Annotated in this window: 19 protein-coding genes and 1 pseudogene; 6 read left to right on the top strand and 14 right to left on the bottom strand. The window is 70.8% G+C overall.

Going from position 1 to position 22,124, the window contains the following annotated elements; genetic code table 11:
* Nucleotides 1–201 precede the first annotated feature (201 nt).
* Nucleotides 202–1,359: an acyl-CoA dehydrogenase family protein gene (locus N4G66_RS12150; protein ID WP_261704038.1), complete on the bottom strand. Its 1,158-nt coding sequence runs from the start codon at nucleotides 1,357–1,359 to the stop codon at nucleotides 202–204.
* Between the two features lie 190 nt (nucleotides 1,360–1,549).
* On the opposite strand from N4G66_RS12150, the gene N4G66_RS12145 reads away from it, so the two are divergent.
* Nucleotides 1,550–2,893, top strand: coding sequence for a UDP-glucose dehydrogenase family protein (locus N4G66_RS12145; RefSeq protein ID WP_261704037.1), 1,344 nt, complete (start codon nucleotides 1,550–1,552; stop codon nucleotides 2,891–2,893).
* A 342-nt stretch (nucleotides 2,894–3,235) separates the two neighbouring features.
* Here the strand turns inward: N4G66_RS12145 and N4G66_RS12140 are convergent, their stop codons facing one another.
* The gene (locus N4G66_RS12140; RefSeq protein ID WP_261704036.1) at nucleotides 3,236–3,778 is read right to left on the bottom strand and encodes a CGNR zinc finger domain-containing protein; all 543 of its coding nucleotides are present in this window, start codon (nucleotides 3,776–3,778) and stop codon (nucleotides 3,236–3,238) included.
* Between the two features lie 111 nt (nucleotides 3,779–3,889).
* On the opposite strand from N4G66_RS12140, the gene N4G66_RS12135 reads away from it, so the two are divergent.
* A complete protein-coding gene (locus N4G66_RS12135) occupies nucleotides 3,890–4,249 on the top strand; it encodes a VOC family protein (RefSeq protein WP_261704035.1) in 360 nt (119 codons plus the stop codon).
* Between the two features lie 72 nt (nucleotides 4,250–4,321).
* Here the strand turns inward: N4G66_RS12135 and N4G66_RS12130 are convergent.
* From N4G66_RS12130 to N4G66_RS12115, 4 genes and pseudogenes are all read right to left on the bottom strand, one after another.
* Nucleotides 4,322–4,471: pseudogene (locus N4G66_RS12130) on the bottom strand (membrane dipeptidase); the annotation flags it as partial.
* A gap of 167 nt (nucleotides 4,472–4,638) precedes the next feature.
* Entirely contained in the window at nucleotides 4,639–5,841 is a 1,203-nt protein-coding gene (locus tag N4G66_RS12125; RefSeq protein WP_261704034.1) for a dipeptidase, read from the bottom strand.
* 5 nt (nucleotides 5,842–5,846) lie between these two features.
* Nucleotides 5,847–6,371 (bottom strand): 5-(carboxyamino)imidazole ribonucleotide mutase, encoded by a 525-nt coding sequence (purE, locus tag N4G66_RS12120; protein ID WP_261704033.1) that lies wholly within the window; start codon nucleotides 6,369–6,371, stop codon nucleotides 5,847–5,849.
* Nucleotides 6,368–7,528: a 5-(carboxyamino)imidazole ribonucleotide synthase gene (locus tag N4G66_RS12115; RefSeq protein ID WP_391858799.1), complete on the bottom strand. Its 1,161-nt coding sequence runs from the start codon at nucleotides 7,526–7,528 to the stop codon at nucleotides 6,368–6,370. Before N4G66_RS12115 ends, purE begins: the two co-directional genes overlap by 4 nt.
* 208 nt (nucleotides 7,529–7,736) lie before the next feature.
* Here N4G66_RS12115 and N4G66_RS12110 point away from each other — a divergent pair, with 208 nt between their 5' ends.
* Entirely contained in the window at nucleotides 7,737–8,282 is a 546-nt protein-coding gene (locus N4G66_RS12110; RefSeq protein ID WP_261704032.1) for a GtrA family protein, read from the top strand.
* A gap of 15 nt (nucleotides 8,283–8,297) precedes the next feature.
* Here the strand turns inward: N4G66_RS12110 and N4G66_RS12105 are convergent, their stop codons facing one another.
* Together N4G66_RS12105 and N4G66_RS12100 are read right to left on the bottom strand one after the other, a co-directional pair.
* Nucleotides 8,298–9,581, bottom strand: a complete 1,284-nt coding sequence (locus tag N4G66_RS12105; RefSeq protein ID WP_261704031.1) for an ATP-binding protein — start codon at nucleotides 9,579–9,581, stop codon at nucleotides 8,298–8,300.
* Nucleotides 9,582–10,020: 439 nt separating this feature from the next.
* Complete coding sequence (locus N4G66_RS12100; protein WP_018566970.1) at nucleotides 10,021–10,698, bottom strand: response regulator transcription factor; 678 nt, start codon at nucleotides 10,696–10,698, stop codon at nucleotides 10,021–10,023.
* Nucleotides 10,699–11,225: 527 nt separating this feature from the next.
* On the opposite strand from N4G66_RS12100, the gene N4G66_RS12095 reads away from it, so the two are divergent.
* A complete protein-coding gene (locus N4G66_RS12095; protein ID WP_261704030.1) occupies nucleotides 11,226–12,722 on the top strand; it encodes an oligopeptide:H+ symporter in 1,497 nt (498 codons plus the stop codon).
* Between the two features lie 117 nt (nucleotides 12,723–12,839).
* Here N4G66_RS12095 and N4G66_RS12090 read toward each other — a convergent pair whose 3' ends face one another.
* From N4G66_RS12090 to N4G66_RS12065, 6 genes are all read right to left on the bottom strand, one after another.
* Entirely contained in the window at nucleotides 12,840–14,108 is a 1,269-nt protein-coding gene (locus N4G66_RS12090) for a hypothetical protein (protein ID WP_261704080.1), read from the bottom strand.
* Nucleotides 14,109–14,170: 62 nt separating this feature from the next.
* Nucleotides 14,171–15,268, bottom strand: a complete 1,098-nt coding sequence (locus N4G66_RS12085) for a hypothetical protein (RefSeq protein WP_391858804.1) — start codon at nucleotides 15,266–15,268, stop codon at nucleotides 14,171–14,173.
* Between the two features lie 34 nt (nucleotides 15,269–15,302).
* Nucleotides 15,303–16,265 (bottom strand): COG1470 family protein, encoded by a 963-nt coding sequence (locus tag N4G66_RS12080; protein ID WP_261704029.1) that lies wholly within the window; start codon nucleotides 16,263–16,265, stop codon nucleotides 15,303–15,305.
* 30 nt (nucleotides 16,266–16,295) lie between these two features.
* A complete protein-coding gene (locus N4G66_RS12075; protein WP_261704028.1) occupies nucleotides 16,296–17,033 on the bottom strand; it encodes an LPXTG cell wall anchor domain-containing protein in 738 nt (245 codons plus the stop codon).
* Nucleotides 17,034–17,597: 564 nt separating this feature from the next.
* A complete protein-coding gene (locus N4G66_RS12070) occupies nucleotides 17,598–18,161 on the bottom strand; it encodes an ATP-binding protein (protein ID WP_261704027.1) in 564 nt (187 codons plus the stop codon).
* A gap of 298 nt (nucleotides 18,162–18,459) precedes the next feature.
* Nucleotides 18,460–18,828 (bottom strand): STAS domain-containing protein, encoded by a 369-nt coding sequence (locus N4G66_RS12065; protein WP_261704026.1) that lies wholly within the window; start codon nucleotides 18,826–18,828, stop codon nucleotides 18,460–18,462.
* Between the two features lie 238 nt (nucleotides 18,829–19,066).
* Here N4G66_RS12065 and N4G66_RS12060 point away from each other — a divergent pair, with 238 nt between their 5' ends.
* Together N4G66_RS12060 and N4G66_RS12055 are read left to right on the top strand one after the other, a co-directional pair.
* A complete protein-coding gene (locus tag N4G66_RS12060; RefSeq protein WP_261704025.1) occupies nucleotides 19,067–19,996 on the top strand; it encodes an RNA polymerase sigma factor SigF in 930 nt (309 codons plus the stop codon).
* Nucleotides 19,997–20,457: 461 nt separating this feature from the next.
* Nucleotides 20,458–22,032 (top strand): RICIN domain-containing protein, encoded by a 1,575-nt coding sequence (locus tag N4G66_RS12055; protein WP_261704024.1) that lies wholly within the window; start codon nucleotides 20,458–20,460, stop codon nucleotides 22,030–22,032.
* Nucleotides 22,033–22,124 lie beyond the last annotated feature (92 nt).

Genomic DNA, 22,124 nt, shown 5'->3' with positions numbered 1-22,124 from the left:
CCTCTCACCTCTGCCGGCGATCCGCCGGCGATCCGCTGCCGACCCGCTGCCGACCCGCTGCCGACCCGCCGACGATCTCCCGGTGACCCGACGACCCCGGATCACCGGCATCGGAAGATACCGGCGGGCCGACGACTGCCTGCGAATCCTGCCGGCGACCCGACGACGACTGCCGGAGATCCGCTGCCGGCGGGTGGCGTACTACGGCAGGTTGCGCGCCATCACGATGCGCTGGACCTGGTTCGTGCCTTCGTAAATCTGAGTGATCTTCGCGTCGCGCATCATGCGCTCCACCGGGTAGTCGCGGGTGTAGCCGTAGCCGCCGAGGAGCTGGACGGCGTCCGTGGTGACCTCCATGGCGACGTCCGAGGCGAAGCACTTGGCGGCGGCGCCCTGGAAAGTCAGGTCCTTGTCGCCGCGCTCCGACTTGGCGGCGGCCGCGTACGTCAGCTGGCGGGCGGCCTCGATCTTCATGGCCATGTCGGCGAGCATGAACTGGATGCCCTGGAAGTCGGCGATCGGCTTGCCGAACTGCTTGCGCTCCTGGACATAGCCCTTGGCGTAGTCGAGGGCGCCCTGGGCGACACCGAGGGCCTGGGCCGCGATGGTGACGCGGGTGTGGTCCAGCGTCTTCATGGCGGTCGCGAAGCCGGTGCCCTCCGCGCCGATCATGCGGTCGGCGGGGATGCGGACGTTGTCGAGGTAGACCTCGCGGGTCGGGCTGCCCTTGATACCGAGCTTGCGCTCCGGGGCGCCGAAGGAGACGCCCTCGTCGGACTTCTCGACGACGAACGCGCTGATGCCCTTGGAGCGCTTCGTCGGGTCGGTCACCGCCATGACCGTGTAGTACTCGGAGACGCCCGCGTTGGTGATCCAGCGCTTGACGCCGTTCAGGACCCAGAAGTCGCCGTCGCGGACGGCCTTCGTCTTCATGCCGGCCGCGTCCGAACCGGCGTCCGGCTCGGAGAGGCAGTACGAGAACATTCCGTCGCCCTTGGCGAGCGGGCCCAGGTACTTCTTCTTCAGCTCCTCGGAGCCGGAGAGGATCACCGGCAGCGAGCCCAGCTTGTTCACCGCGGGGATCAGGGAGGAGGACACGCAGACGCGGGCCACCTCCTCGATCACGATGACCGTCGCGAGGGCGTCGGCGCCCGCGCCGCCGTACTCCTCGGGGACGTGCACCGCGTGCAGATCGCTGGCGACCAGGGCGTCCAGCGCCTCCTGCGGGAAGCGGGCCTCCTCGTCAACCGCTGCTGCGTACGGCGCGATCTTCGCCTCGGCCAGCGAACGGATCGCGTCCCGGAGCATGTCGTGCTCCTCGGACGGGCGGTACAGGTCGAAATCAGCCGATCCGGCCAAGGTCTCTCACGCTCCAAGTGATGCTGTGCTGGCTGCGCTAACTACCGTTAAGTAACACAAATTTTAAGGGCCTGCCCGCCAGACGGATACGTGAGCTTGGCGACAGGGGGAAAAACCGCCCGTGAAAGCGCTCCCCCACGCCCCGACTATGCTCGGGCGCGCACCGACGCCGCACACCTCAGGAGCACCCATGGCCCTCAAGATCACCGTGATCGGCACCGGCTACCTCGGCGCCACCCACGCCGCGGCCATGGCCGAGCTCGGCTTCGAGGTCCTCGGGCTCGACGTGGTGCCGGAGAAGATCGAGATGCTCCAGCGGGGCGAGGTCCCGATGTTCGAGCCCGGTCTCGAAGAGCTGCTGCGCAAGCACGTGGCCGGGATCGAGGGCTCCACGGGCCGGCTCCGCTTCACCATGGACTGGGCCGAGGTCGGAGCCTTCGGCGACGTCCACTTCGTCTGCGTGAACACGCCCCAGAAGCACGGCGAGTACGCCTGCGACATGTCGTACGTCGACGCGGCCTTCGAGTCGCTGGCGCCGCATCTGCGCGGTCCTGCGCTCGTCGTCGGCAAGTCCACCGTGCCGGTCGGCTCGGCGGCGCGGCTGGCCGTCCGGCTCGCCGAGCTCGCGCCCGCCGGTGAGGACGCCGAGCTGGCCTGGAACCCGGAGTTCCTGCGTGAGGGCTTCGCGGTGAACGACACGCTGCACCCCGACCGGATCGTGGTGGGCGTACGCAGCGAGCGCGCCGAGAAGCTGCTGCGCGAGGTCTACGTGACGCCGGTCGCCGACGGCTCGCCCTTCGTCGTGACCGACTTCCCGACCGCCGAACTGGTGAAGACCTCCGCGAACTCCTTCCTCGCCACCAAGATCTCCTTCATCAACGCCATGGCCGAGGTGTGCGAGGCCGCCGACGGTGACGTGGCCAAGCTGGCCGAAGCCATAGGGCACGACGAGCGGATCGGGAAGAAGTTCCTGCGTGCCGGGATCGGCTTCGGCGGCGGCTGTCTGCCCAAGGACATCCGCGCCTTCATGGCGCGCGCCGGTGAGCTGGGCGCCGACCAGGCGCTGACCTTCCTGCGCGAGGTCGACACCATCAACATGCGGCGCCGCGGTCAGATGGTGGAGATGGCCCGCGAGGCGCTCGGCGGCGGCTCGTTCCTCGGCAAGCGGGTCGCCGTGCTCGGCGCGACCTTCAAGCCCGACTCGGACGACGTACGCGACTCCCCGGCCCTGAACGTCGCCGGGCAGATCCACCTCCAGGGCGGCCAGGTCACCGTCTACGACCCGAAGGGCATGGCGAACGCCAAGCGGCTCTTCCCGACGCTCGGGTACGCCGACACGGCCGTGGAGGCCGTCCGGGGCGCCGATGTCGTCCTGCACCTGACGGAGTGGCGCGAGTTCCGCGAGCTGGACCCGGCGGTGCTGGGCGAGGCGGCCACGTCCCGGGTGCTGCTGGACGGGCGGAACGCGCTGGACCCGGAGACGTGGCGCCGGGCCGGCTGGACGTACCGGGCGATGGGGCGGCCCACCGCCTGAGACCAACGCCGACGGGCGCCTTCAGGGCGCCCGTCGGGGTCTGTCGCGGACGACGCCGGTCCGGCCGAGGCTCAGTCGGCCGGACCGGCGTCGGTTGCATTCTGCACCACTTCGCTGTGCGGTGGCCGGAGACCTCCGGACTTCGTCCGGCTTTCCCGCCCTGCCGCCGGTCCGGCTCCCGGCCGGGACTCCGGGGCGCCTTTCGATGCGCCTCCGGGGCGCCTTCGGCTCCTTTTCGGTGCACCTTCGGTACGACCTTCGGTACGCCTTTCCTGCGGCTTTCAGGTCCGCTCCGGTCAGGTCCCCGGTCCGGCGTCCCGCCAGGCCTTCCGCGGCCGACGCCTACTTGGCGCGGTAACGGCGCATCTTGGCCCGCGCCCCGCACACCGACATCGAGCACCAGCGGCCGCGTCCCGCCGGCGAGCGGTCGTAGTACGCCCAATGACAGGTGGGGGCCTCGCACGCCTTCAGTCGCGGCCATGTGCCCTCGACCAGCGACTCGGCGACAGCGGCGGCGACCCGGAAGGCCAGGGGCGCCGGCGAGGACGGAGAGGCCGCCCAGGAGACGCGGGAGGTCCCCCCGGTGGCGGGGACCAGGCGCGCGGCACCGCCGTCCTCGTCGACCGTCACGCGCAGGGGAGCGCGGGCGAGGAGTTCCCCGAGGGGGGCCACCTTCCGGTGTGCCGGATGGCCCGCGTGCGCCAGGCACACCGCCCGCAGCGACTCGCGCAGTTCGCGCGCCCCCTCCGCCTCGCCCGCCGCCAGGCCGAAGCGCGCCAGCCCCTCGGCCGTGTCCAGGGAGTCGGCGCCCGACTCGATGTCCAGGGTGTTCACCAGGTCCTGGATCAGGGCCAGACCGCCGGGTGCGGGCGCTCGGTCATTCATGCTTGCGACGTTACCTCTTATGCGGGAGCATGCAGTAACCGTTACTTCTTGAAGCGGTTTACAGGTAACTCACCGTTCATCGGTGTCGCTGGAGATCCCACGGAGGAAGTCATGGCTCTCGCCAAACTGGACGTCGTCGTCCTGGACTGTCCCGACCCGCGCGCGCTGGCCGAGTTCTACGCCGGAGTGCTCGGCGGCACCGTCACGGACCAGGCCGACTGGATCGACCTGGAGGTGCCCGGCGGTCAGCAGCTGGCGTTCCAGGCCGCCCCCGGACACGTACCGCCGCGATGGCCCTCGCCCGACGGCTCGCAGCAGTTCCATCTGGACCTGAAGGTCGAGGACCTGGACGTGGCGGAGAAGGGGGTGCTGGCGCTCGGCGCGACGCCGCTGGACACCGAGGACAGGGCGCGTACGTTCCGGGTGTACGCCGACCCGGCGGGGCACCCGTTCTGTCTCTGCGCCGGCTGAGCGCACCCGAGGGAGGATCGCCTGCGCCTCCGCCGGACCGGCCCGCTCCCGCGGCGTCACCGGCGGCGGTCGGCCGTCCGGATCGGCGATCCTCGCGGAGGACGGCTGCCGGCACTGCTGGGCCGCGCGGGCCGTGAAGTCCGCGCCGCGCAGGACGCGTTGGGCGTTGCCCCAGGTGAGCAGGGCGAGGTCGGACGCGGACCAGCCGCGGGTGATGAGCTCCGTTCGGGGTGCCCGGAGCGCCCGTACGGTCGGAGCGGGCGCGGGCCCGAAGCTACCCGGCGCCGATCCCGGGCGCACGTCGAAGGCGCCCGGGCAGTCAGCCCGGACGCCTTCGGAAGCCCTGAAGCCCGAAGCTCCGTAAGCCGTAAGCCGTCGGCTGTAGGCCGTCAGCAGTCCAAGTGCTCCAGCGTCGCGTTCGACGGCGCTCGACGGGACTGGAGGTCGCGGGCCACGTCCTCCGCCGCGCCCAGCACGCGCACGGAGTTCTGCCAGGTCAGCTTGGCCACGTCCGTGGACGACCAGCCGCGGTCGAGGAGTTCGGCGATCAGGTTCGGATAGCCGGAGACGTCGTCCAGCCCGTCCGGGGTGAACGCCGTGCCGTCGTAGTCGCCGCCGATGCCGAGGTGGTCGATGCCGGCGACCTCGCGCATGTGGTCGAGGTGGTCGGCGACCGTCGACACCGTGGCGATGGGGCGCGGGTTGTCCTCCTCGAAGGCACGGTGGATCTTCATGCCCTCGGCGGTGGTGTCGAGGTGGTGGAAGCCGTTCGCCCGCATGTTCTCGTCGGCCGCGGCCGTCCAGTCGACCGCCGCCTGGAGGACGAACTTCGGCACGAACGTCACCATCGCCACTCCCCCGTTGGCGGGCAGCCGCTCCAGCACGTCGTCCGGGATGTTGCGCGGGTGGTCGCACACCGCGCGCGCCGAGGAGTGGGAGAAGATCACCGGCGCGACGGAGGTGTCGAGCGCGTCGCGCATGGTCGTCGCGGCCACATGCGAGAGGTCCACGAGCATGCCCTCGCGGTTCATCTCCCGTACGACCTCACGGCCGAAGGACGACAGGCCGCCCACCACGGGAACGTCCGTCGCCGAGTCCGCCCACGCGATGTTGTCGTTGTGGGTGAGGGTCATGTAACGGACGCCGAGCGCGTACAGCCCGCGCAGGGCGGCGAGGGAGTTGTCGATCGAGTGACCGCCCTCCGCACCCATGAGGGAGGCGATACGGCCCTCGGCGCGCGCCGCCTCCATGTCGGCGGCGGTCAGCGCGGCACGCAGGTCCGTCGGGTGACGGCCGATCAACTGCTTTACGCAGTCGATCTGTTCGAGCGTCGCGGTGAGCGCGCCGGGCAGGTCCGAGCGGACGTACACCGACCAGTACTGGGCGCCGACGCCGCCGGCCCGCAGCCGGGCCAGGTCCGTGTGCAGGTGGGCGCTCTGGTCGACGGCGATGTCACGGGCGTCGAGGTCGTAGCGGACCTGCTCGCGCAGAGCGTAGGGCAGGTCGTTGTGCCCGTCGACGACGGGGAACTCGTCGAGCAGGGCGCGGGCACGGTCGAGCGAGGGCAGGGAGGACGAGGAGGGAGAGGACATCCGCGTCACTTCCCGAAGCCGAAGCCGCCGGCGGCGCCCTCGACCTTGGCGCGCAGCCGCTTGCCCTTCTCGGTGGCCTGGTCGTTCAGCTCCTGCTGGAACTCCCGCATCCGGCCGAGGAGTTCCTCGTCGTGGGCGGCGAGCATCCGGGCGGCCAGCAGACCGGCGTTGCGGGCGCCGGCGACGGAGACGGTCGCGACGGGCACACCGGCCGGCATCTGCACGATGGAGAGCAGCGAGTCCATGCCGTCGAGGTACTTGAGCGGGACGGGCACACCGATGACGGGCAGCGGGGTGACGGACGCCAGCATCCCCGGCAGATGGGCCGCGCCGCCGGCGCCCGCGATGATCGCCTTGAGGCCGCGCTCCGCGGCCTGCTCGCCGTACGCGATCATCTCGTGCGGCATGCGGTGCGCGGAGACGACATCCACCTCGTAGGGGATCTCGAACTCGTCCAGCGCCTGGGCCGCGGCCTCCATGACCGGCCAGTCGGAGTCCGAACCCATGACGATGCCTACAACGGGGCTCATTCTGTGATCGTGCCTCTCAGGTAACCGGCTGCGTGCCGGGCGCGATCGAGGACGTCGTCCAGGTCGTCGCCGTAGGTGTTGACGTGGCCGACCTTACGGCCGGGCTTCACGTCCTTGCCGTACATGTGGATCTTCAGTTGCGGGTCGCGTGCCATGCAGTGCAGGTACGCGGAGTACATGTCGGGGTAGTCGCCGCCGAGGACGTTCGCCATGACCGTCCACCTGGCGCGCGGACGCGGGTCCCCGAGCGGGAGGTCGAGGACCGCGCGGACGTGGTTGGCGAACTGGGAGGTGATCGCGCCGTCCTGGGTCCAGTGGCCCGAGTTGTGCGGGCGCATGGCCAGTTCGTTGACGAGGATGCGTCCGTCGTGGGTCTCGAAGAGCTCGACGGCCAGGTGCCCGACGACGCCGAGCTCCTTGGCGATGCGCAGCGCCAGTTCCTGTGCCTCCAGGGCCAGCTCCTCGGCGATGCCGGGCGCCGGGGCGATCACGGTGTCGCAGACGCCGTCGACCTGCTGGGACTCGACGACGGGGTACGCGACGGCCTGGCCGTGCGGGGAGCGGACGACGTTCGCCGCGAGCTCCCGTGCGAAGTCGACCTTCTCCTCGGCGAGGACGGGGACGCCCGCGCGGAACGGGTCGGCGGCCTCCTCCAGGGAGCGGACGAACCAGACGCCCTTGCCGTCGTAGCCGCCGCGGACGGTCTTCAGGATGATCGGGAAACCGTCGCCCTCGGCCCCTTCGGCGAGGCCCTCCGCCGCGAACGCGGCGACGTCCTCGACATCGGTCACGATGCGGTGCCGCGGGCACGGCACACCGATCTCGTCGAGCTTCGCGCGCATCACGCCCTTGTCCTGGGCGTGCACGAGCGCGTCCGGGCCGGGGCGGACGGGAATGCCGTCCGCCTCCAGGGCCCGCAGGTGCTCGGTCGGGACGTGTTCGTGATCGAAGGTGATCACGTCACAGCCCCGCGCGAAGTCACGCAGCGTGTCGAGGTCGCGGTAGTCGCCGACGACGACATCACCGACGACCTGCGCCGCGGAATCCTGGGGAGTGTCACTGAGGAGCTTGAACTTGATGCCGAGCGGGATGCCCGCCTCGTGTGTCATACGAGCGAGCTGACCCCCGCCGACCATGCCGACTACCGGGAACGTCACGCTCCAAGAGTATCGGCCGCGCCACGATGGCCGGTTTCCGCGGCGATACGCCCGATTTTCCCTGCTGGTGACTGCGTCTTTTCTTACCTGTGAGCTCATGCACAGGCACTGCGCAGGGGCGCTGGTTAGCATGGGCTGGTTGGCGTATTCCACCGACTTCCACCGACGCAGCAGACGACATGACCCACCGACGGGGGCTGGCGACACCATGGGCAGTGCTTCATCGGGGCCTCAAGTGGGGCCTCGCAGCGCGGTTCGCCGCCGCTTCGACCTGCTCTTTCGTGAGGTCGCCAAGTTCGGCGCGGTGGGTGGTGCGGGGCTGCTCGTCAACCTGATCGTGTTCAACCTCGTACGTCACCTCACGGGCCTGCAGGTCGTGCGGGCCAGTGTCATCGCTACGGTCGTCTCGATCGTCTTCAACTACATCGGGTTCCGCTACTTCACCTACCGTGACCGCGACAAGGGTGGCCGCACCAAGGAGCTGACGCTCTTCCTGCTGTTCAGCCTGGTGGGACTGGTCATCGAGAACGGTGTGCTGTACGCGGCGACGTACGGCTTCGGCTGGGACAGCCCGCTGCAGAGCAACGTCTTCAAGTTCCTCGGCATCGCCGTCGCGACCCTCTTCCGCTTCTGGTCGTACCGCACCTGGGTGTTCCGGGCGCTTCCGGCCCGGGAGGCGGTGTCCAGTGCCGAATCGTTCCTGGACGAGGACGCCGAGCCCGAGGCGCGACGCCCGCGGGCCCGCGTGAACTGAGCGGGCGGGCCCTCCCTACCTGACCGTCCGCTCGTCGTCGTCCTCCGGGAGCCGCGGGAGCCGCTTCAGCGGGGTGCGGGACAGGAAGAGGCCGAAGACCGGGGGCTGGGCCTGGAGCATCTCCAGGCGGCCGCCGTCGGCCTCCGCGAGGTCGCGGGCGACGGCGAGACCGATGCCGGTGGAGTTGCGGCCGCTGATGGTGCGCTCGAAGATGCGGGCGCCGAGGTCGGTGGGAACGCCGGGGCCCTCGTCGGTGACCTCGACGACGGCCTGGTTGCCGGTGACGCGGGTGCGCAGCGCGACCGTGCCGCCGCCGTGCATGAGGGAGTTCTCGATCAGTGCCGCGAGCACCTGGGCGACCGCGCCGGGGGTGCCCACCGCCTGCAGATGGCGTTTGCCGGAGCTGACGATCGCGCGGCCGGCGCTGCGGTAGGCCGGGCGCCATTCCTCCAGCTGCTGCTTGATGACCTCGTCGAGGTCGAAGGAGACGGCGGAGCCGGTCCGCGGGTCGCGGGCGTTGGTGAGCAGGCGCTCGACCACGTCCGTGAGTCGTTCCACCTGCGTCAGCGCGATCGTCGCCTCCTCCTTCACCGTGTCGGGGTCGTCGGTGAGGGTGATCTCCTCCAGGCGCATGGAGAGCGCCGTCAGAGGTGTCCGGAGCTGGTGGGAGGCGTCGGCGGCGAGGCGGCGCTCGGCGGTGAGCATCCGGGCGATGCGCTCGGCGCTGCCGTCCAGGACGTCGGCGACCCGGTCCAGCTCGGGGACGCCGTACCGCTTGTGGCGCGGGCGCGGGTCGCCGGATCCCAGCCGTTCCGCCGTCTCGGCGAGGTCGGTGAGCGGGGAGGCGAGGCGGTTGGCCTGGCGTACGGCGAGGAGGACGGCGGCGACGATCGCGAGCAGGGCGACGGCGCCGATGACCAGGAGCGTACGGCCGACTTCCTTGGTCACCGAGGAGCGGGGCTCCTGGACGGTGATCGTCTCGCCCGACTCGCCCCTGGCGGTGTACTGGATGACGTCGCCGGTGGGTTCGCTGCCGACCTCGATGGGATCGCGGCCCGGAATCCTGATCACGGCGTAGCGCCGGTCGGTGACCTGGTTCTTGAACGTGGTGCCGGTGATGTTCTCGTCGCCGAGGATGCGGCTGTCCACGATGCTGGCCAGGCGCAGCGCCTCGGAGTCCACGCGCTCCTGTGCGCTGTTGCTGATCGTGCGGGTCTCGACGATGACGAGGGAGACGCCGAAGACGGCGATCACCACGAGCACGACGGCGAGGGTGGACTGGATCAGACGGCGACGCACGGGGCCCTCCGGGCAGATGGCTGTACCGGGACCAGTGTGCACGTTCGCCGCGCCGGCCCGAGCAGGGTGCCGAGCCGGGGCTCGGGTTTTCCGTCGCCTCCCGCCCCGAGACCCGCACAGGCGGCCCCGGAACGGAGCCGGGGCCTTCGTGTCGCGCCCCGCACGCGGGGCAGCGGGCCGGGTTCACCGTCGCAGCCCGCCTGACACCTTCCGCGGGGCTCCGCGTCGGGCCGGCCGGAGCAGCGGCCTCCGCTGTGGCGGGTACCTGCCGCGATACCGGCACCTGCCGGGAAGACGGGTACCTGCCGCGAAGGCCGGCCCCGCCCGAGAGGCCGAAGCCCTCCGGCGGGCCCGCACACCGCGGACTCCGGGGTTCTCGGCCGGCCCGGACACCGTCGGGCCCGGGGATTCCGGAAGGCCCGCCCGGTCCGGCGAAGCCTCAGCTCTTCTCGAAGCGGAAGCCGACCCCTCGTACCGTCGCGATGTAGCGGGGGTTCGCCGCGTCGTCGCCGAGCTTCTTGCGCAGCCAGGAGATGTGCATGTCGAGAGTCTTGGTGGAGGACCACCACGTGGTGTCCCAGACCTCGCGCATGAGCTGGTCGCGGGTGACCACGCGGCCGGCGTCCCGGACCAGGACCCGCAGGAGGTCGAACTCCTTGGCCGTGAGCTGGAGTTCCTCGTCGCCCATCCAGGCGCGGTGCGACTCGACGTCGATGCGCACGCCGTGGGTGGCGGGCGGCTGCTGGGGCTCGGCCGCGCCGCGCCGGAGCAGCGCCCGTACCCGGGCGAGGAGCTCCGCGAGCCGGAACGGCTTGGTGACGTAGTCGTCGGCGCCCGCGTCGAGGCCGACGACGGTGTCCACCTCGTCGGCGCGCGCGGTCAGGATGAGGATGGGCACGGTGTGGCCCTCGGCGCGGAGCCTGCGGGCGACTTCCAGGCCGTCCATGCCGGGCAGTCCGAGGTCCAGGACGACCAGGTCGACACCGCCCTGCATTCCGGCGTCGAGCGCGGTGGGTCCGTCCTCGCGGACTTCGACCTCGTAACCCTCCCGGCGCAGGGCACGGGCCAGCGGCTCCGAGATGGACGCGTCGTCCTCGGCGAGCAGTACACGGGTCATGGGGTGATGGTAGTCCGCCGCGGACGGCGCCCGGGCAGTGATCCGCCTCCGTGATTCACACCCGCCACCCGGGTGTTTCTTACCTGTGGGTATGGGATGCGATCCTGAAGAACACCTTCGAATGATCGACTGCGGTTCCATGATCGCCTGTGATCCATGTCTCAAGTCCTTCCATATGCCGCATTGCCATGTCGTATGGTGACCAGACGCCTCAAGCACTGCATCGGGACCTTTGGCGCGCACTTGTTGCTGAAGGTCTCTTCTGTGTGCGGGCTGGTGTCAGCCAGCCTTGAAGGAAAGACCTGTGGCCGGGCCCGGACGCACTGATGCGTTACGGGCGTGGATCCCGGTGGTCGCCGTCCGCCGCTTCGCAATCCGGAGCGGACTCCCCGTGGGCGTGGGGACGGACGCCGAACTCCCGCCGGTGCCGGCCGTCCCTCATGGGCGCGCAACCCTCCCGAGCTCCCGGTTCCACCGGAGCACGGGGGACCCCCCAACCGCGCGTCCCAGACCAGCAAGGAACGACCATGGCGTCCAGCCTGACGAAGGACTCGGTGACTCCGGGAACCCCCGGTTCCGAGAAGACCTTCTTCGGCCACCCCCGCGGACTGGCCACTCTCTTCATGACCGAGATGTGGGAGCGTTTCTCCTACTACGGCATGAAGGCACTGCTCCCGCTGTACCTGGTGGCACCGGGCGGTCTGCACCTCAGCGCGGCCACCGCGACCGCGATCTACTCGGTGTACCTCTCCCTGGTGTACCTGCTCGCCCTGCCGGGCGGCTGGTTCGCCGACCGTGTCCTCGGTCCCCGCAAGACGGTCGCCGTCGCGGGCGTGATCATCATGCTGGGCCACCTCACGCTGGCTCTGCCCTCCTCCGGCACCTTCTACGGCGGCCTCGGCCTCGTGGCGATCGGTTCCGGTCTGCTGAAGGCCAACATCTCCACGATGGTGGGCCACCTCTACGAGGGCCCGGACGACGCTCGCCGTGACGGTGGTTTCACGCTGTTCTACGTCGGCATCAACCTCGGCGCCTTCGCCGCTCCGCTGATCATCGGCACCGTCGGTGAGAACGTGAACTGGCACCTGGGCTTCGCCCTCGCCGCGCTCGGCATGGCACTGGGCCTCGTCCAGTACCTGCTCGGCGGCCGTCACCTCAGCGCCCGCTCGCACGAGGTCCCCACGCCTCTGACGGCCGAGGAGAAGAAGGCGACGCTGCGCAAGTCAGCGCTGTGGGCCGCTGTCGCCGTCGTCTTCTACGCGATCGTCGGCTTCTCGGGCCACTACACGCTGAACTGGCTGCTGGTCCCGATCACGATCGCCGGTCTGGTCATCCCGGTCATGGTCATCGGGCGCATCAAGCGGGACAAGTCGCTGAACCGTGCCGACCAGTCGAAGATGTCCGCGTACATCTGGTTCTTCGTCGCCGCGGCCGTCTTCTGGATGATCTACGACCAGGGCGGCTCGACGATGTCGATCTTCGCCGACGAGTCCGCGAAGAACACGATCTTCGGCTGGGAGTTCCCGGTCTCCTGGTACCAGTCCGTCAACCCGGTCATGATCATGGCGCTCGCGCCGGTCTTCGCCTGGGCGTGGCTGTGGCTGAACAAGCGCGGCAAGGAGCCGAGCACGGCGACGAAGTTCGCCTCGGGTCTGATCCTGATCGGCGCGTCGTTCTTCCTCTTCCTGGCCCCGCTGACGATCGCCGAGGGCGGTCACAAGGCGGCCGCGATGTGGCTGGTGGCGATCTACTTCGTCCAGACCGTCGGTGAACTGCTGCTCTCCCCGGTCGGCCTCTCCGTCACCACGAAGATGGCTCCGGCGAAGTACGCCTCCCAGATGATGGGTGTCTGGTTCCTGGCCGTCACCGCCGGTGACGCCACGACCGGTCTGCTCTCCATCGCCGAGGTCGACCTCAACAAGACGGGCATCGTCGCCCTGGAGGCCACGCTCGCCGTGATCGCCGGTGTCGCGGTGTGGATGTACCGCAAGAAGGTCAAGGCGCTCATGGGCGACGTCCACTGACGTCGGTCCCACGACACGGCGAGGGGCCGCCGCACCGTTCGGTGCGGCGGCCCCTCGCCGTTTCCGAGGCCGGCCGGCTGCCGCGGCGAGGACCGGATCGAAGAGCGCGGGCCGGGATCAGCGCGTCCGGCGTCCCGGCATGAAGGTGAAGACCGCGCCGCCCAGCAGGATGACCGTGCCCGCCACCAGTCCGAGCGCCTTGAGCGCGCCGTGGCTGCCGGAACCCGTCTCCGCCAGGCCACCGCTGGACGACGTACCGGCGGAACCGGAGCCGGACGAGGTGGACCCGCCGCCCGAGGCGCCGCTCGCCTGCTGCGAGGTGTCCAGGGTCAGGGAGACCTCCGACTTGGTCGGGGTGCAGGTCGTCGTCGTGCCCAGGGCCATCACCGTCAGCACTCCGGGGGACAGGGTCGAACTACCGGTCGCGCCCGGCTTGTAGGTGCCCGTCAGATCGGGGATCTCGATCGGGTCGCCGGACTTGATGGGCGCGGAGTTCGTCGGCCCCTCCACATGCACCGTGCCCTTGTCGGCGCCGCCCAGGACCACCTCCATCGAAGGCTTCACGGAATCCGCGGGGATGTCCGCCGGGCTGTCCATCACCGACGCCTTGAACTGCACGGTGAGGCCGAAACTCCCGCCGTTCTTCTTGGCGTTGATCTGGACGGCCGAGGTGGCGTTCTTGTCTCCGATGGGCGTCTTGCACGCGTACGGGACGGAGACCTCCTTGCCCGTGAAGTCGGTCTGCCCGCCGGAACCGCCGGTGTCGGCGCCCCCGTCGGTCCCGCTGCCGCTCGGCGACGGGGTGGCCGACCCGGTCGGCGCCGTCGGGGTGGGGGTCGGAGTCGGGGTCGGGGTCGGGGTGCCGCCCGTCCCTCCGCCGCTCGTCACCTTGATGGTCGCGGAGGGGTTGACCGTCTCCTTTGGCGTGCACTTGGTGTCGGTGGATATCGGCTTGCTGACGTTGATGTTGTACGCGTCCGGGGTGAGCGTGACATCGCCCGCCGCCGTCAGCTTCAGCTTGCCCGTCATGTCGGACAGCTTCATGTCGCTGTTCTTGGGGATCGCGGGGTTCTGCCGCGGCCCCTCCATCGCGACGGCCGCCGTCTGGGCGCCGGCCGCCTTCAGCGTGCCGGTGGGCTTGACGGTGTCCTTGTCGAGGTCGAGGACATCGGGGTTCTTCGAGGCGGCCTGGGTGAACTTCCAGGTGATGGTGACCTCGTCGCCCACCTTCGCCTCGGCGGGCGCGGTGATCTCCACCTTCGTGGTGCCCTCCACCGGAGGCAGCCCGGAGATCGCGGGCGGAACGCATTCCGTCTTGTACGACACCTCGGCGGCCTGCGCCGGGGCGGCGGCCACTCCCAGCAGGATGCCCGCACCGCCGAGCATCAGCGCGACCCCGGCCGCGCCCGCTCTGCGGCCTGCGGCCGGTACCACTCTCCGTTGCGTGCTCACGTGGGTCCCTTTCTCGTCTGTGTCGTCGGACCGTTCTCTTGCGGTGCGGAGAGCTGACCGTTCGCCGCGGTCCCCGGATCGTTGTCCGGGGTGAACCACGGCAGGGCCGGGGCCGGGGACGCCGAAGCGTCCGCCGGTGTCTGCGGGGTGGGGCCCACCCTGGGCAGGCGCAGCGTGAGTTCGGGCAGCCTCAGACCCCGGTGCCGGCCGGTCCGCCCGGTCGACCTGCGCGGGCGCACCCGGTCCACCACGGCCATGCCGGCACGGAAGACCGCGGCCGGGACGACCACGCAGAGCAGGATCCAGAAGACGGTGACGCCCCAGGGGCGGCCCACGCCCCACGGCTGCTCGGCGAGCACCTTCCCGCCGTACTTCAGCGAGATCGTGTAGTCGCCGTGCGCCCCGGCCGACAGTTCGACCGGGAGCTCGATCTGTGCCTTGTGGCCGGGCGCGATGCTGCCGCGCCACTGCTGTTCCTCCCACTGCGGGGCGAACACCCCGTGGGAGGTGCCGACTTGGAAGACGGGGTTCTTCACCGTGGCGGTGCCGACGTTGCCGACCGTGAAAACGAGGGTGCGCGAGGGAGGCGATCCGAACCAGGTCAGCAGACCGCTCGACCCGTCGAGCCGGGTGTCGGTCAGCACCGAGAGCCGGCCGCCGCCCTCCTCCTTCGGCAGCGGCTCGACCGCGTGGCCGGCCACCATGAAGATGGCGTCCGCCTCCGCCTTCTCGCCGGTGACCGTGGCGACATGCACCACGCAGGGGCACGGCTTGGGCGGCTCGGCGACCGGCAGCTTCTTGCTGAAGCCGCCCTTGGCGTCGGTGGTGACGGCCCGTCCGTCGGCGTTGGCGCAGGAGTTGGTGCCGCCGATCACCCCGCGCGAGGGCACTGACTGCCCGCAGACCAGCATCATCAGCAGCACCCCGGGCCGCCATCCGCTGCCGGTCACCGTGACCGAACCACCGGCCCCCGCCTCCGACCTGGACAACGTCACGCTCGGTTTTCCGGCCGCGGACGCGGGGAACACCGAGGCCGCCCCCGCCAGCGGGACCAGGACGAGAGCCAGCACCGCCCCCAGTGCCGCCGTCCGCATCTTGCCGCCCAGGACGCTCACGACACCGCTCCCGTCAACTCGACTTCGGTGCGGGGCTGTTCACTTGCCCCGTCGCCCCCGCCCGGTGCCCGCGACGCCATGGCCCCCGTACCCCGGGCCGTCCCCGACGCCGTACGACGAAGAGGGCACCCAGCGCCGCCAGGACGCCTCCGGCCCCGGCCGCCGCCCCCCACGGCACGAACCGGACCGACACGGTCGCGGTGGAGCGCACGCCGCCCGCCGCCGTCACCGTCAGCCGCACGTCGGCCGCGTCGAGCGCCGGAGGACCGGTCCACGGCTCGTGGAGCGTCACGCGGCGGCCCGGCAGGAGTTCGACGGGCAGGGCGCGCGGGGCGCGGTCGAGCAGGGTGGCGAACACACCGTCGGCCCGCACGGCGAGCCGCGGAGCGAGGACCGTGGTGCCGCGGTTGACCAGCTCGTACGAGATCCGTCCGCCGCCCACCCTGACGTGCTCGACCGTCAGTGCCGACAACGTCGGTCCCCCCACGCGGAGTTGGACCCGGACCGCCGAGGTGCGGCCGCCGCCGCTCGCGACGATCGCGCCGGGATGGTCGCCGGGCGCCGCGCCGGCCGGGACGGCGACGGTGAACGGGACGTCGGCGCGGGTGTGCGCCGGCACCCGTACGGACAGGTCCCGCACCGCGGTCCTGCGGCCGCCCGCGTGTCCGGCGAACGCGATCCACGCGCCCGTGTCCGTCGGCCGTTCGCGCACGGTGAAGGCCCCGCCGGCGGTGTTGTCCGCGTCGGCGCCGCGCAACGTGACGGTGAGGGGCCGCGCGCCCGGGTTGAGCACGGACACGGAATCCTGAAGAACCGTGCCGGGCGCGCCCTCCGCGTAGACGGATGGCCGTCCGTCGGCCGCGCCGCCCGCGGCCGGCACGACGGACCAGCCCTCGGCGGCCAGGGCCGTCGGTGCCGCGCTCAGCAGCACCAGGGTCAGGCCCAGCACGCGGGCAGCGGGGAGTGCGTATGACATGCGGCGGCTCCAGGTCGCGGTGCGGGAAGGTCAGCGGCGTACCGCCTGATGCCTGCGCGTCAGCCACAGCGCGCCCGCCGCGCCCGCGAGCAGGACCGTGCCGCCGAGGGTGCCGAGCGCGATCATCGAGTCCTCGGGACCGGTCTGCGGGAGGGACCCGCCGGAGTCGGTGCCGCTCTGGGCACCGCTGGAACCCGAGGAACCCGAACCCGAAGTCGACGAGCCCGAACCGCCGGTGGCCGTGACGTCGAGGGTCAGCGAGGGTCCCGGGCTGTTCGAGGGCGTGCACGTGGTCGTGGTGCCGAGGGCCTTGATGGTGAGAACGCCCGCGGTGAAGGTGACCTTGCCGGACTTCTTCGGCGTGTAGGTGCCGCTCAAGTCATTGATCTTGATGGGGGTGTTGGCGGGGATGGCGGCCGCGTTGGCCGGTCCGCTGACCGCCACCGTGCCGCTGTCCGCTCCGCCCAGCTTGATGACGGCGCTCGGTGTCATCGCACCCTTGCCGAGTTCGACGGGGCTGGAGGAGACACCCTTCTGCCAGGACATGGTGAGCTTGTAGGCGCTGCCGCTCTTGACGCCCTTGATGTCGATGGGCGAGACGGCGCTCTTGTCGCCGATCGGCGTCTTGCACTGGTAGTTGACGTCCACCACGTCGGCCTGGGCTGCGGGGGCGGCCATCAGCACCGCCGAGCCGGCCAGGGCCGCGGCGAACGCGAGCGCGGCGGTTCGTTTCTGGTACGTCCGGTACGACACGGGCCTGCCCCTCATTCCTGACGGCATCCTTGGCATTTTTCTGACGGAACATCAGATCGGCCGTCAAGGTACGCCCGGGGACTTGCGGAGGGAAGACAAAGTGCGCGCCGGATCCGTGGGGATCGGGCGCGCACCGGGTGACGTACGAAGAAGGGTTCGAACCGCGGGCAACCAAAGGCGGCTGCCGGGTGGGCAGTTCGCGAACACCGCCCGGGAGGACGCACCGGCGCGAACCGACCGAACCAGCCGAACCAGCCGGCCAAGTCGGCCAAGTCGGCCAAGTCGAGTGAGCCGAAAAGGCAGGCCACTTGACCAGGGCGAGGGAAACCAGCAGGCAGGCCGGACGGCCGAGGCGAACCGACTCGGCACACAAACCGGACGGGCCGGGCTAGTAGGCCGGGCGGGCGAACCAGCCGGCCGGACCTAGTGGGCCGAGCGGGCGGGCCGCTCGGTCAGAGCGAGTAGGCCGGGCGAGCGGGCCGGGCGGGCGGGCGAACCAGCCGGGCCGGCCGGGCCGAGTGGGCCGAGCGGGCCGAGTGGGCAGGCCCGCTCGGTGAGGGCGAGGTCAGGGCGAGCGGGCTACGCCGGGGCCCCGAGCTCCGCCCACACCGTCTTGCCCGCGACTCCGGGCATCCGCACGACCCCCCAGTCCAGGCAGAGCCGCTGCACGATGAACATGCCGTGGCCGCCGGGGCGGCCGGCGCGATGCGGGGTGCGCGGTGCGGGCTGGCCGGCCCCCCGGTCGGAGACCTCGATGCGCAGCACCTTGTTGTCGCAGGAGATCCGGAGTTCGTCCGGGCCCTCGGCGTGCAGACAGGCGTTGGTGACCAGCTCGGAGACGACCAGCAGGACGTCCTCGGCGGCCGCCCGCCGGTCGGCGCTCGCGGCGGGCAGCCAGCCCCACGCGTACAGCGCCTGCCGGGCGAAGTCACGGGCGAGCGGCACGACGCCGCTCTCGCCCTCGAGGCTCAGTCTGCGGGCCTGGCGGCCGACGGACGCGGGGGCCGCGTCGGCCGGGGCGGCGCCGTCGACGGGCGTCGCGCCGTCCACGGGCGCCACGCTCCGCGCGGACACCGCGGAAGCGCCGCCGTCGCCCGACTCCGGGCCGCGGTCGCCCGGCGAGCAAGGCCGGGTGGTGCTCATCAGCGCTTCACCTCACCGATTCACCGGTTCACGATTCAAGACTCTCAAGACTCAGTACGCAGTACCCAGTAAGCAGTGCTCAGTACGGATGGATCAACGGCTTTCGCCATTTGTGGATCAACGACTTCCGCCGCACCGACAGCCGACATATGCGCCACCGATGCATCCAGGATGTCTCCTGCCCGACGGAACCGTCCGAACACCCACTTATTCGGCACGGAACCTGTGACGCGAGTAATGCGCCGATCACGCAGGGACGTCCGGGACATCGACGGCGCCATGATCGAAGGTCGCCGGATCAGCCGGACAGGGCCGCCTCGAGCGTGTCGTGAACGGTGAAGACGGCCTCCGCCCCGGTGATCTCGAAGACCCGGGCCACCACCGGCTGCATCGCCGCCAAGTGGACCCCACCACCCGCGGCCTCGGCCTTCAGCCGGGCACCGAGCAGCACATTGAGCCCGGTGGAGTCGCAGAACTCCAGACGGGAGCAGTCGATGACAAGTCGCGCGCACCCCTTTTCGAGGCACTCCTCGAGTGGCTCACGCAACAAATCGGCCGTGTGGTGATCGAGCTCACCCGCGGGGGTCACGACGGCACTTGCGCCCTCTTCCCGCACCTCGACAAGAAGCCGGCCAGACTGTGCGCTGCCGACTGTCCCGCGGTCCATGCCGTCTCTCTCCCGAGCGTCGCGACTACTGATGTACGCACTCGAACACTACGCCTTCTCCACGTCACCCGACACCCGAACAACCCCCCGGAAATGGACATTTCGCCACAGAGGGCACTTGCGGCGAGTTCGGGAAACCGGGTAGGGCTAGTAGAGACAGCTATCCGACCCGGCCGGCTTTGGAGGCGCCGCACACCGCAGTGCACGTATTGGCATCGGCGGCCATATGCCGAGAACGATGGAGGACACCATGTCACCCCGGCTCGACGCATCGCAGACCCGGACGGCGACGTCGACACCTTCTCCGGAATCCCTGGAGCGCGTCGACGGAACCGGAACCGACGGAGTCGACGGACTCACCGGACTCGCCGGACTTCCGGAGATCCCCCCGTACGACGAGGTGGGGCCGGTGGACGCACGGGCTCTGTCCAAGACACTCTTCGCACGGCTGGAGTCCCTCGAAGAGGGCACCCACGACTACGCGTACGTCCGCAACACCCTCGTCGAACTCAACCTCGCGCTGGTGAAGTTCGCCGCCTCCCGCTTCCGCTCCCGCAGCGAGCCGATGGAGGACATCATCCAGGTCGGCACCATCGGCCTGATCAAGGCGATCGACCGGTTCGAGCTGAGCCGCGGCGTCGAGTTCCCCACCTTCGCGATGCCGACGATCATCGGCGAGATCAAGCGCTTCTTCCGCGACACCTCCTGGTCGGTGCGGGTACCCCGCCGGCTCCAGGAACTCCGCCTCGACCTGGCCAAGGCCGGCGACGAACTGGCCCAGCGCCTCGACCGCGCCCCGACCGTGGGTGAGCTGGCGGAACGCCTCGGCATCAGCAACGACGAGGTCGTCGAGGGCATGGCCGCGTCGAACGCCTACACGGCCAGTTCGCTGGACGCCCAGCCCGAGGAGGACGACTCCGAGGGCGCGCTCGCGGACCGCATCGGCTACGAGGACAACGGACTCGAGGGCATCGAGTACGTGGAGTCCCTCAAGCCGCTGATCGCTGAACTCCCGCAGCGCGACCGGCAGATCCTCTCGCTGCGGTTCGTGGCGAACATGACCCAGTCCGAGATCGGCGACGAACTCGGCATCTCCCAGATGCATGTCTCCCGGCTGCTGTCGCGCACCCTCGTGCGACTCCGGAAGGGCTTGACCGTCGAGGAGTGACAGGGCTTCGCGGCCCCCGGGGCCGCGCATCCGAGCGGTCCGGAGCCGACGGCACCGGACCGCTCCGCCTTTCACCACCCACCCCGGTCTCCGTTCCGGCCTCCCGGCCCGGCCTCCGCGCACCCGGCCCGGCCTCCTTTCAGACAGCCCGGGCAACGGCCGCGCTTCGGACAGTCCGGCCCGTTCTCCGTACCGCCCATACCGGTCTCCCTTCAGGCAGCCCGCCCCGGTCTCCGTTCCGGCCTCCCCGGTTTCCGGAGAATTCCCGTGCCGCACAGAAGGCTTTTCTGCCGCCTCAGGCAACTTCTGTGTCACACAAGGAAGTTCGGTGCCGCTCCACGTGGAAATCCACCCTTCAACTCTTTCCCCACAGGGCCATCCCCGCCACTATGGGCATCCCAAACTGGCTGGTACGTCAGGACTGGGCGAGTGAAGCACCAGGTGCAAGGAGGCGGACGAACATGGCGCAGGGCGACCCGGCCGACAGAGAAACCGCGGCCGAGGGCAACGGGCTGCCCGCGGGAGCGTCCGACGCACGGCTGACCGAGCTGCTGCGCGGCGGCACCTCGACCGCGTACGCCGCCCTCCAGGAACTCCGCGGACGCCACCGCGCCTCGGTGCTCGGCTACGCCCGGCTGTGCACCACCGGTGAGTCCGGGGCCGGGCAGCTCGCGGCGCAGACGTTCACCCTGGCGGCCCGCGAGACAGCGCGCGGCATCGACCCGAACGTCCCTTGGCGGCACCAACTCCTGCTGCTGACCGGGCGGGTGGCCGCCTCGTGGGCCCGGGACCAGCGGGCCGCGGGCCTCGACCCCGGTCTGCTCCTCGTCCTCAGCACGGCGGGCCCCGACGGTCCCGTCCCGTCCCTGCTCCCCGCCTTCCAGTCCCTCCCGTCCCGCGCCCAGGGACTCATCTGGTACGCCGTCGTGGAGCGCGAGCCCACGGAACGGACGGCGGTCCTGCTCGGCCTCAGCCCCGAGGACATCACCTACGGCACGGACCAGGCGCTCCAGTCCCTGGGCCAGGCCTGTCTGAAGTCCCGGCTGGCCGCCTCCGACGATCCGCGCTGCGGAGACTTCCGCCGGCTGATCGAGGAGTCGGTGCGGCCCGACAACCCCCGCTCCAGCAACGACCTGAACACTCACATGGCGCGCTGCCCGCACTGCTCGACGGCGTACGGGGAACTGACCGCCCTTCGCGACCATCCGCGCTCCGCGCTGGCCGAGGGCCTGCTGCCGTGGGCGGGTACGGCGTACGTCACGAACGACGTGTCCGGGGCGGGGCCCGTCCCGCCCGAACCCCCCACCGGCTCAAGGGCGTCGGTGCTGCCCTGGCCGCCGTCCCGCCGGTTCGTCCTGACCTCGGCGGCGGCGCTCGGCGTGGCCCTGGCGCCGGTCCTGTTCCTGCTGCTCTCCTCGGGCGGCACACCCTCCGCGGACGCGGCGGGCTCGGTCTCCACACCCTCGGACCCGCCTCCGGTGACCGTCACGGCCACGGTCCCGGTCACCCCGTCGGCCCCCACGCCCTCGTCCTCGCCCTCGGCGACCTCCGCGGCACCCTCCCCGACCCGCACTTCCGCGCCGCCGAAGTCTCCGAGCCCGAAGCCGACCCCGACGGTCACGTTCCGCCCGCCGGGCAGCGCCTACGCCCAGGTGGTGAACGTCGCCTCCGGCCTGTGCCTGGACATCCGCGACGGCGATCTGACGAAGGGCACGGACGTCGTCACGGCGCCGTGCACCTCCTCCTCCACCCAGCGCTGGCACGTCGACACCGACAGCGGTTCGCTCCGGTCCGCCGCCGACGACAGCTTCTGCCTGGACAGCCGCGGTTCCGTCGACAAGGGCGTGGGCATATGGGAGTGCTCCTCGCTCGACGGAGACCACGCCGACAACCTGCGGTTCACCGTCGACCGGGACGGCGTCATCCGCCCGGCCGTGGCCATCGAGACGGCGGTCACGCCGGACGGCGACGACGGACTGTCCCTGGTGCCGCTGAACGGGGGCACCGGCCAGCGCTGGCGCGCGGGCACCACCTGACGGACCCTCCGGATCCCGTCCGGATCCCGTCGGCCCACACCCCTCGAACCGGCCGAGCCCGCACTCTCGGACCCGCTGATCCCACACCCTCA

The organism is Streptomyces rhizosphaerihabitans (assembly GCF_025399795.1).
GTDB classification, from domain to species: domain Bacteria; phylum Actinomycetota; class Actinomycetes; order Streptomycetales; family Streptomycetaceae; genus Streptomyces; species Streptomyces rhizosphaerihabitans.
The sequence above is the reverse complement of the archived record's forward strand: the minus strand, read 5'-3'. Positions and strand labels throughout refer to the sequence as shown.

Bases quoted from the DNA above. Each gene is read 5' to 3' on its own strand.
- N4G66_RS12145 (WP_261704037.1), top strand. From the start codon at position 1,550: ATGGCCCTCAAGATCACCGTGATCGGCACCGGCTACCTCGGCGCCACC.
- N4G66_RS12140 (WP_261704036.1), bottom strand. From the start codon at position 3,778: ATGAATGACCGAGCGCCCGCACCCGGCGGTCTGGCCCTGATCCAGGAC.
- N4G66_RS12135 (WP_261704035.1), top strand. From the start codon at position 3,890: ATGGCTCTCGCCAAACTGGACGTCGTCGTCCTGGACTGTCCCGACCCG.
- N4G66_RS12125 (WP_261704034.1), bottom strand. From the start codon at position 5,841: ATGTCCTCTCCCTCCTCGTCCTCCCTGCCCTCGCTCGACCGTGCCCGC.
- purE (WP_261704033.1), bottom strand. From the start codon at position 6,371: ATGAGCCCCGTTGTAGGCATCGTCATGGGTTCGGACTCCGACTGGCCG.
- N4G66_RS12110 (WP_261704032.1), top strand. From the start codon at position 7,737: ATGGGCAGTGCTTCATCGGGGCCTCAAGTGGGGCCTCGCAGCGCGGTT.
- N4G66_RS12100 (WP_018566970.1), bottom strand. From the start codon at position 10,698: ATGACCCGTGTACTGCTCGCCGAGGACGACGCGTCCATCTCGGAGCCG.
- N4G66_RS12095 (WP_261704030.1), top strand. From the start codon at position 11,226: ATGGCGTCCAGCCTGACGAAGGACTCGGTGACTCCGGGAACCCCCGGT.
- N4G66_RS12090 (WP_261704080.1), bottom strand. From the start codon at position 14,108: ATGCTCGGCGGTGCGGGCATCCTGCTGGGAGTGGCCGCCGCCCCGGCG.
- N4G66_RS12085 (WP_391858804.1), bottom strand. From the start codon at position 15,268: ATGCGGACGGCGGCACTGGGGGCGGTGCTGGCTCTCGTCCTGGTCCCG.
- N4G66_RS12080 (WP_261704029.1), bottom strand. From the start codon at position 16,265: ATGTCATACGCACTCCCCGCTGCCCGCGTGCTGGGCCTGACCCTGGTG.
- N4G66_RS12075 (WP_261704028.1), bottom strand. From the start codon at position 17,033: ATGAGGGGCAGGCCCGTGTCGTACCGGACGTACCAGAAACGAACCGCC.
- N4G66_RS12070 (WP_261704027.1), bottom strand. From the start codon at position 18,161: ATGAGCACCACCCGGCCTTGCTCGCCGGGCGACCGCGGCCCGGAGTCG.
- N4G66_RS12065 (WP_261704026.1), bottom strand. From the start codon at position 18,828: ATGGACCGCGGGACAGTCGGCAGCGCACAGTCTGGCCGGCTTCTTGTC.
- N4G66_RS12060 (WP_261704025.1), top strand. From the start codon at position 19,067: ATGGAGGACACCATGTCACCCCGGCTCGACGCATCGCAGACCCGGACG.
- N4G66_RS12055 (WP_261704024.1), top strand. From the start codon at position 20,458: ATGGCGCAGGGCGACCCGGCCGACAGAGAAACCGCGGCCGAGGGCAAC.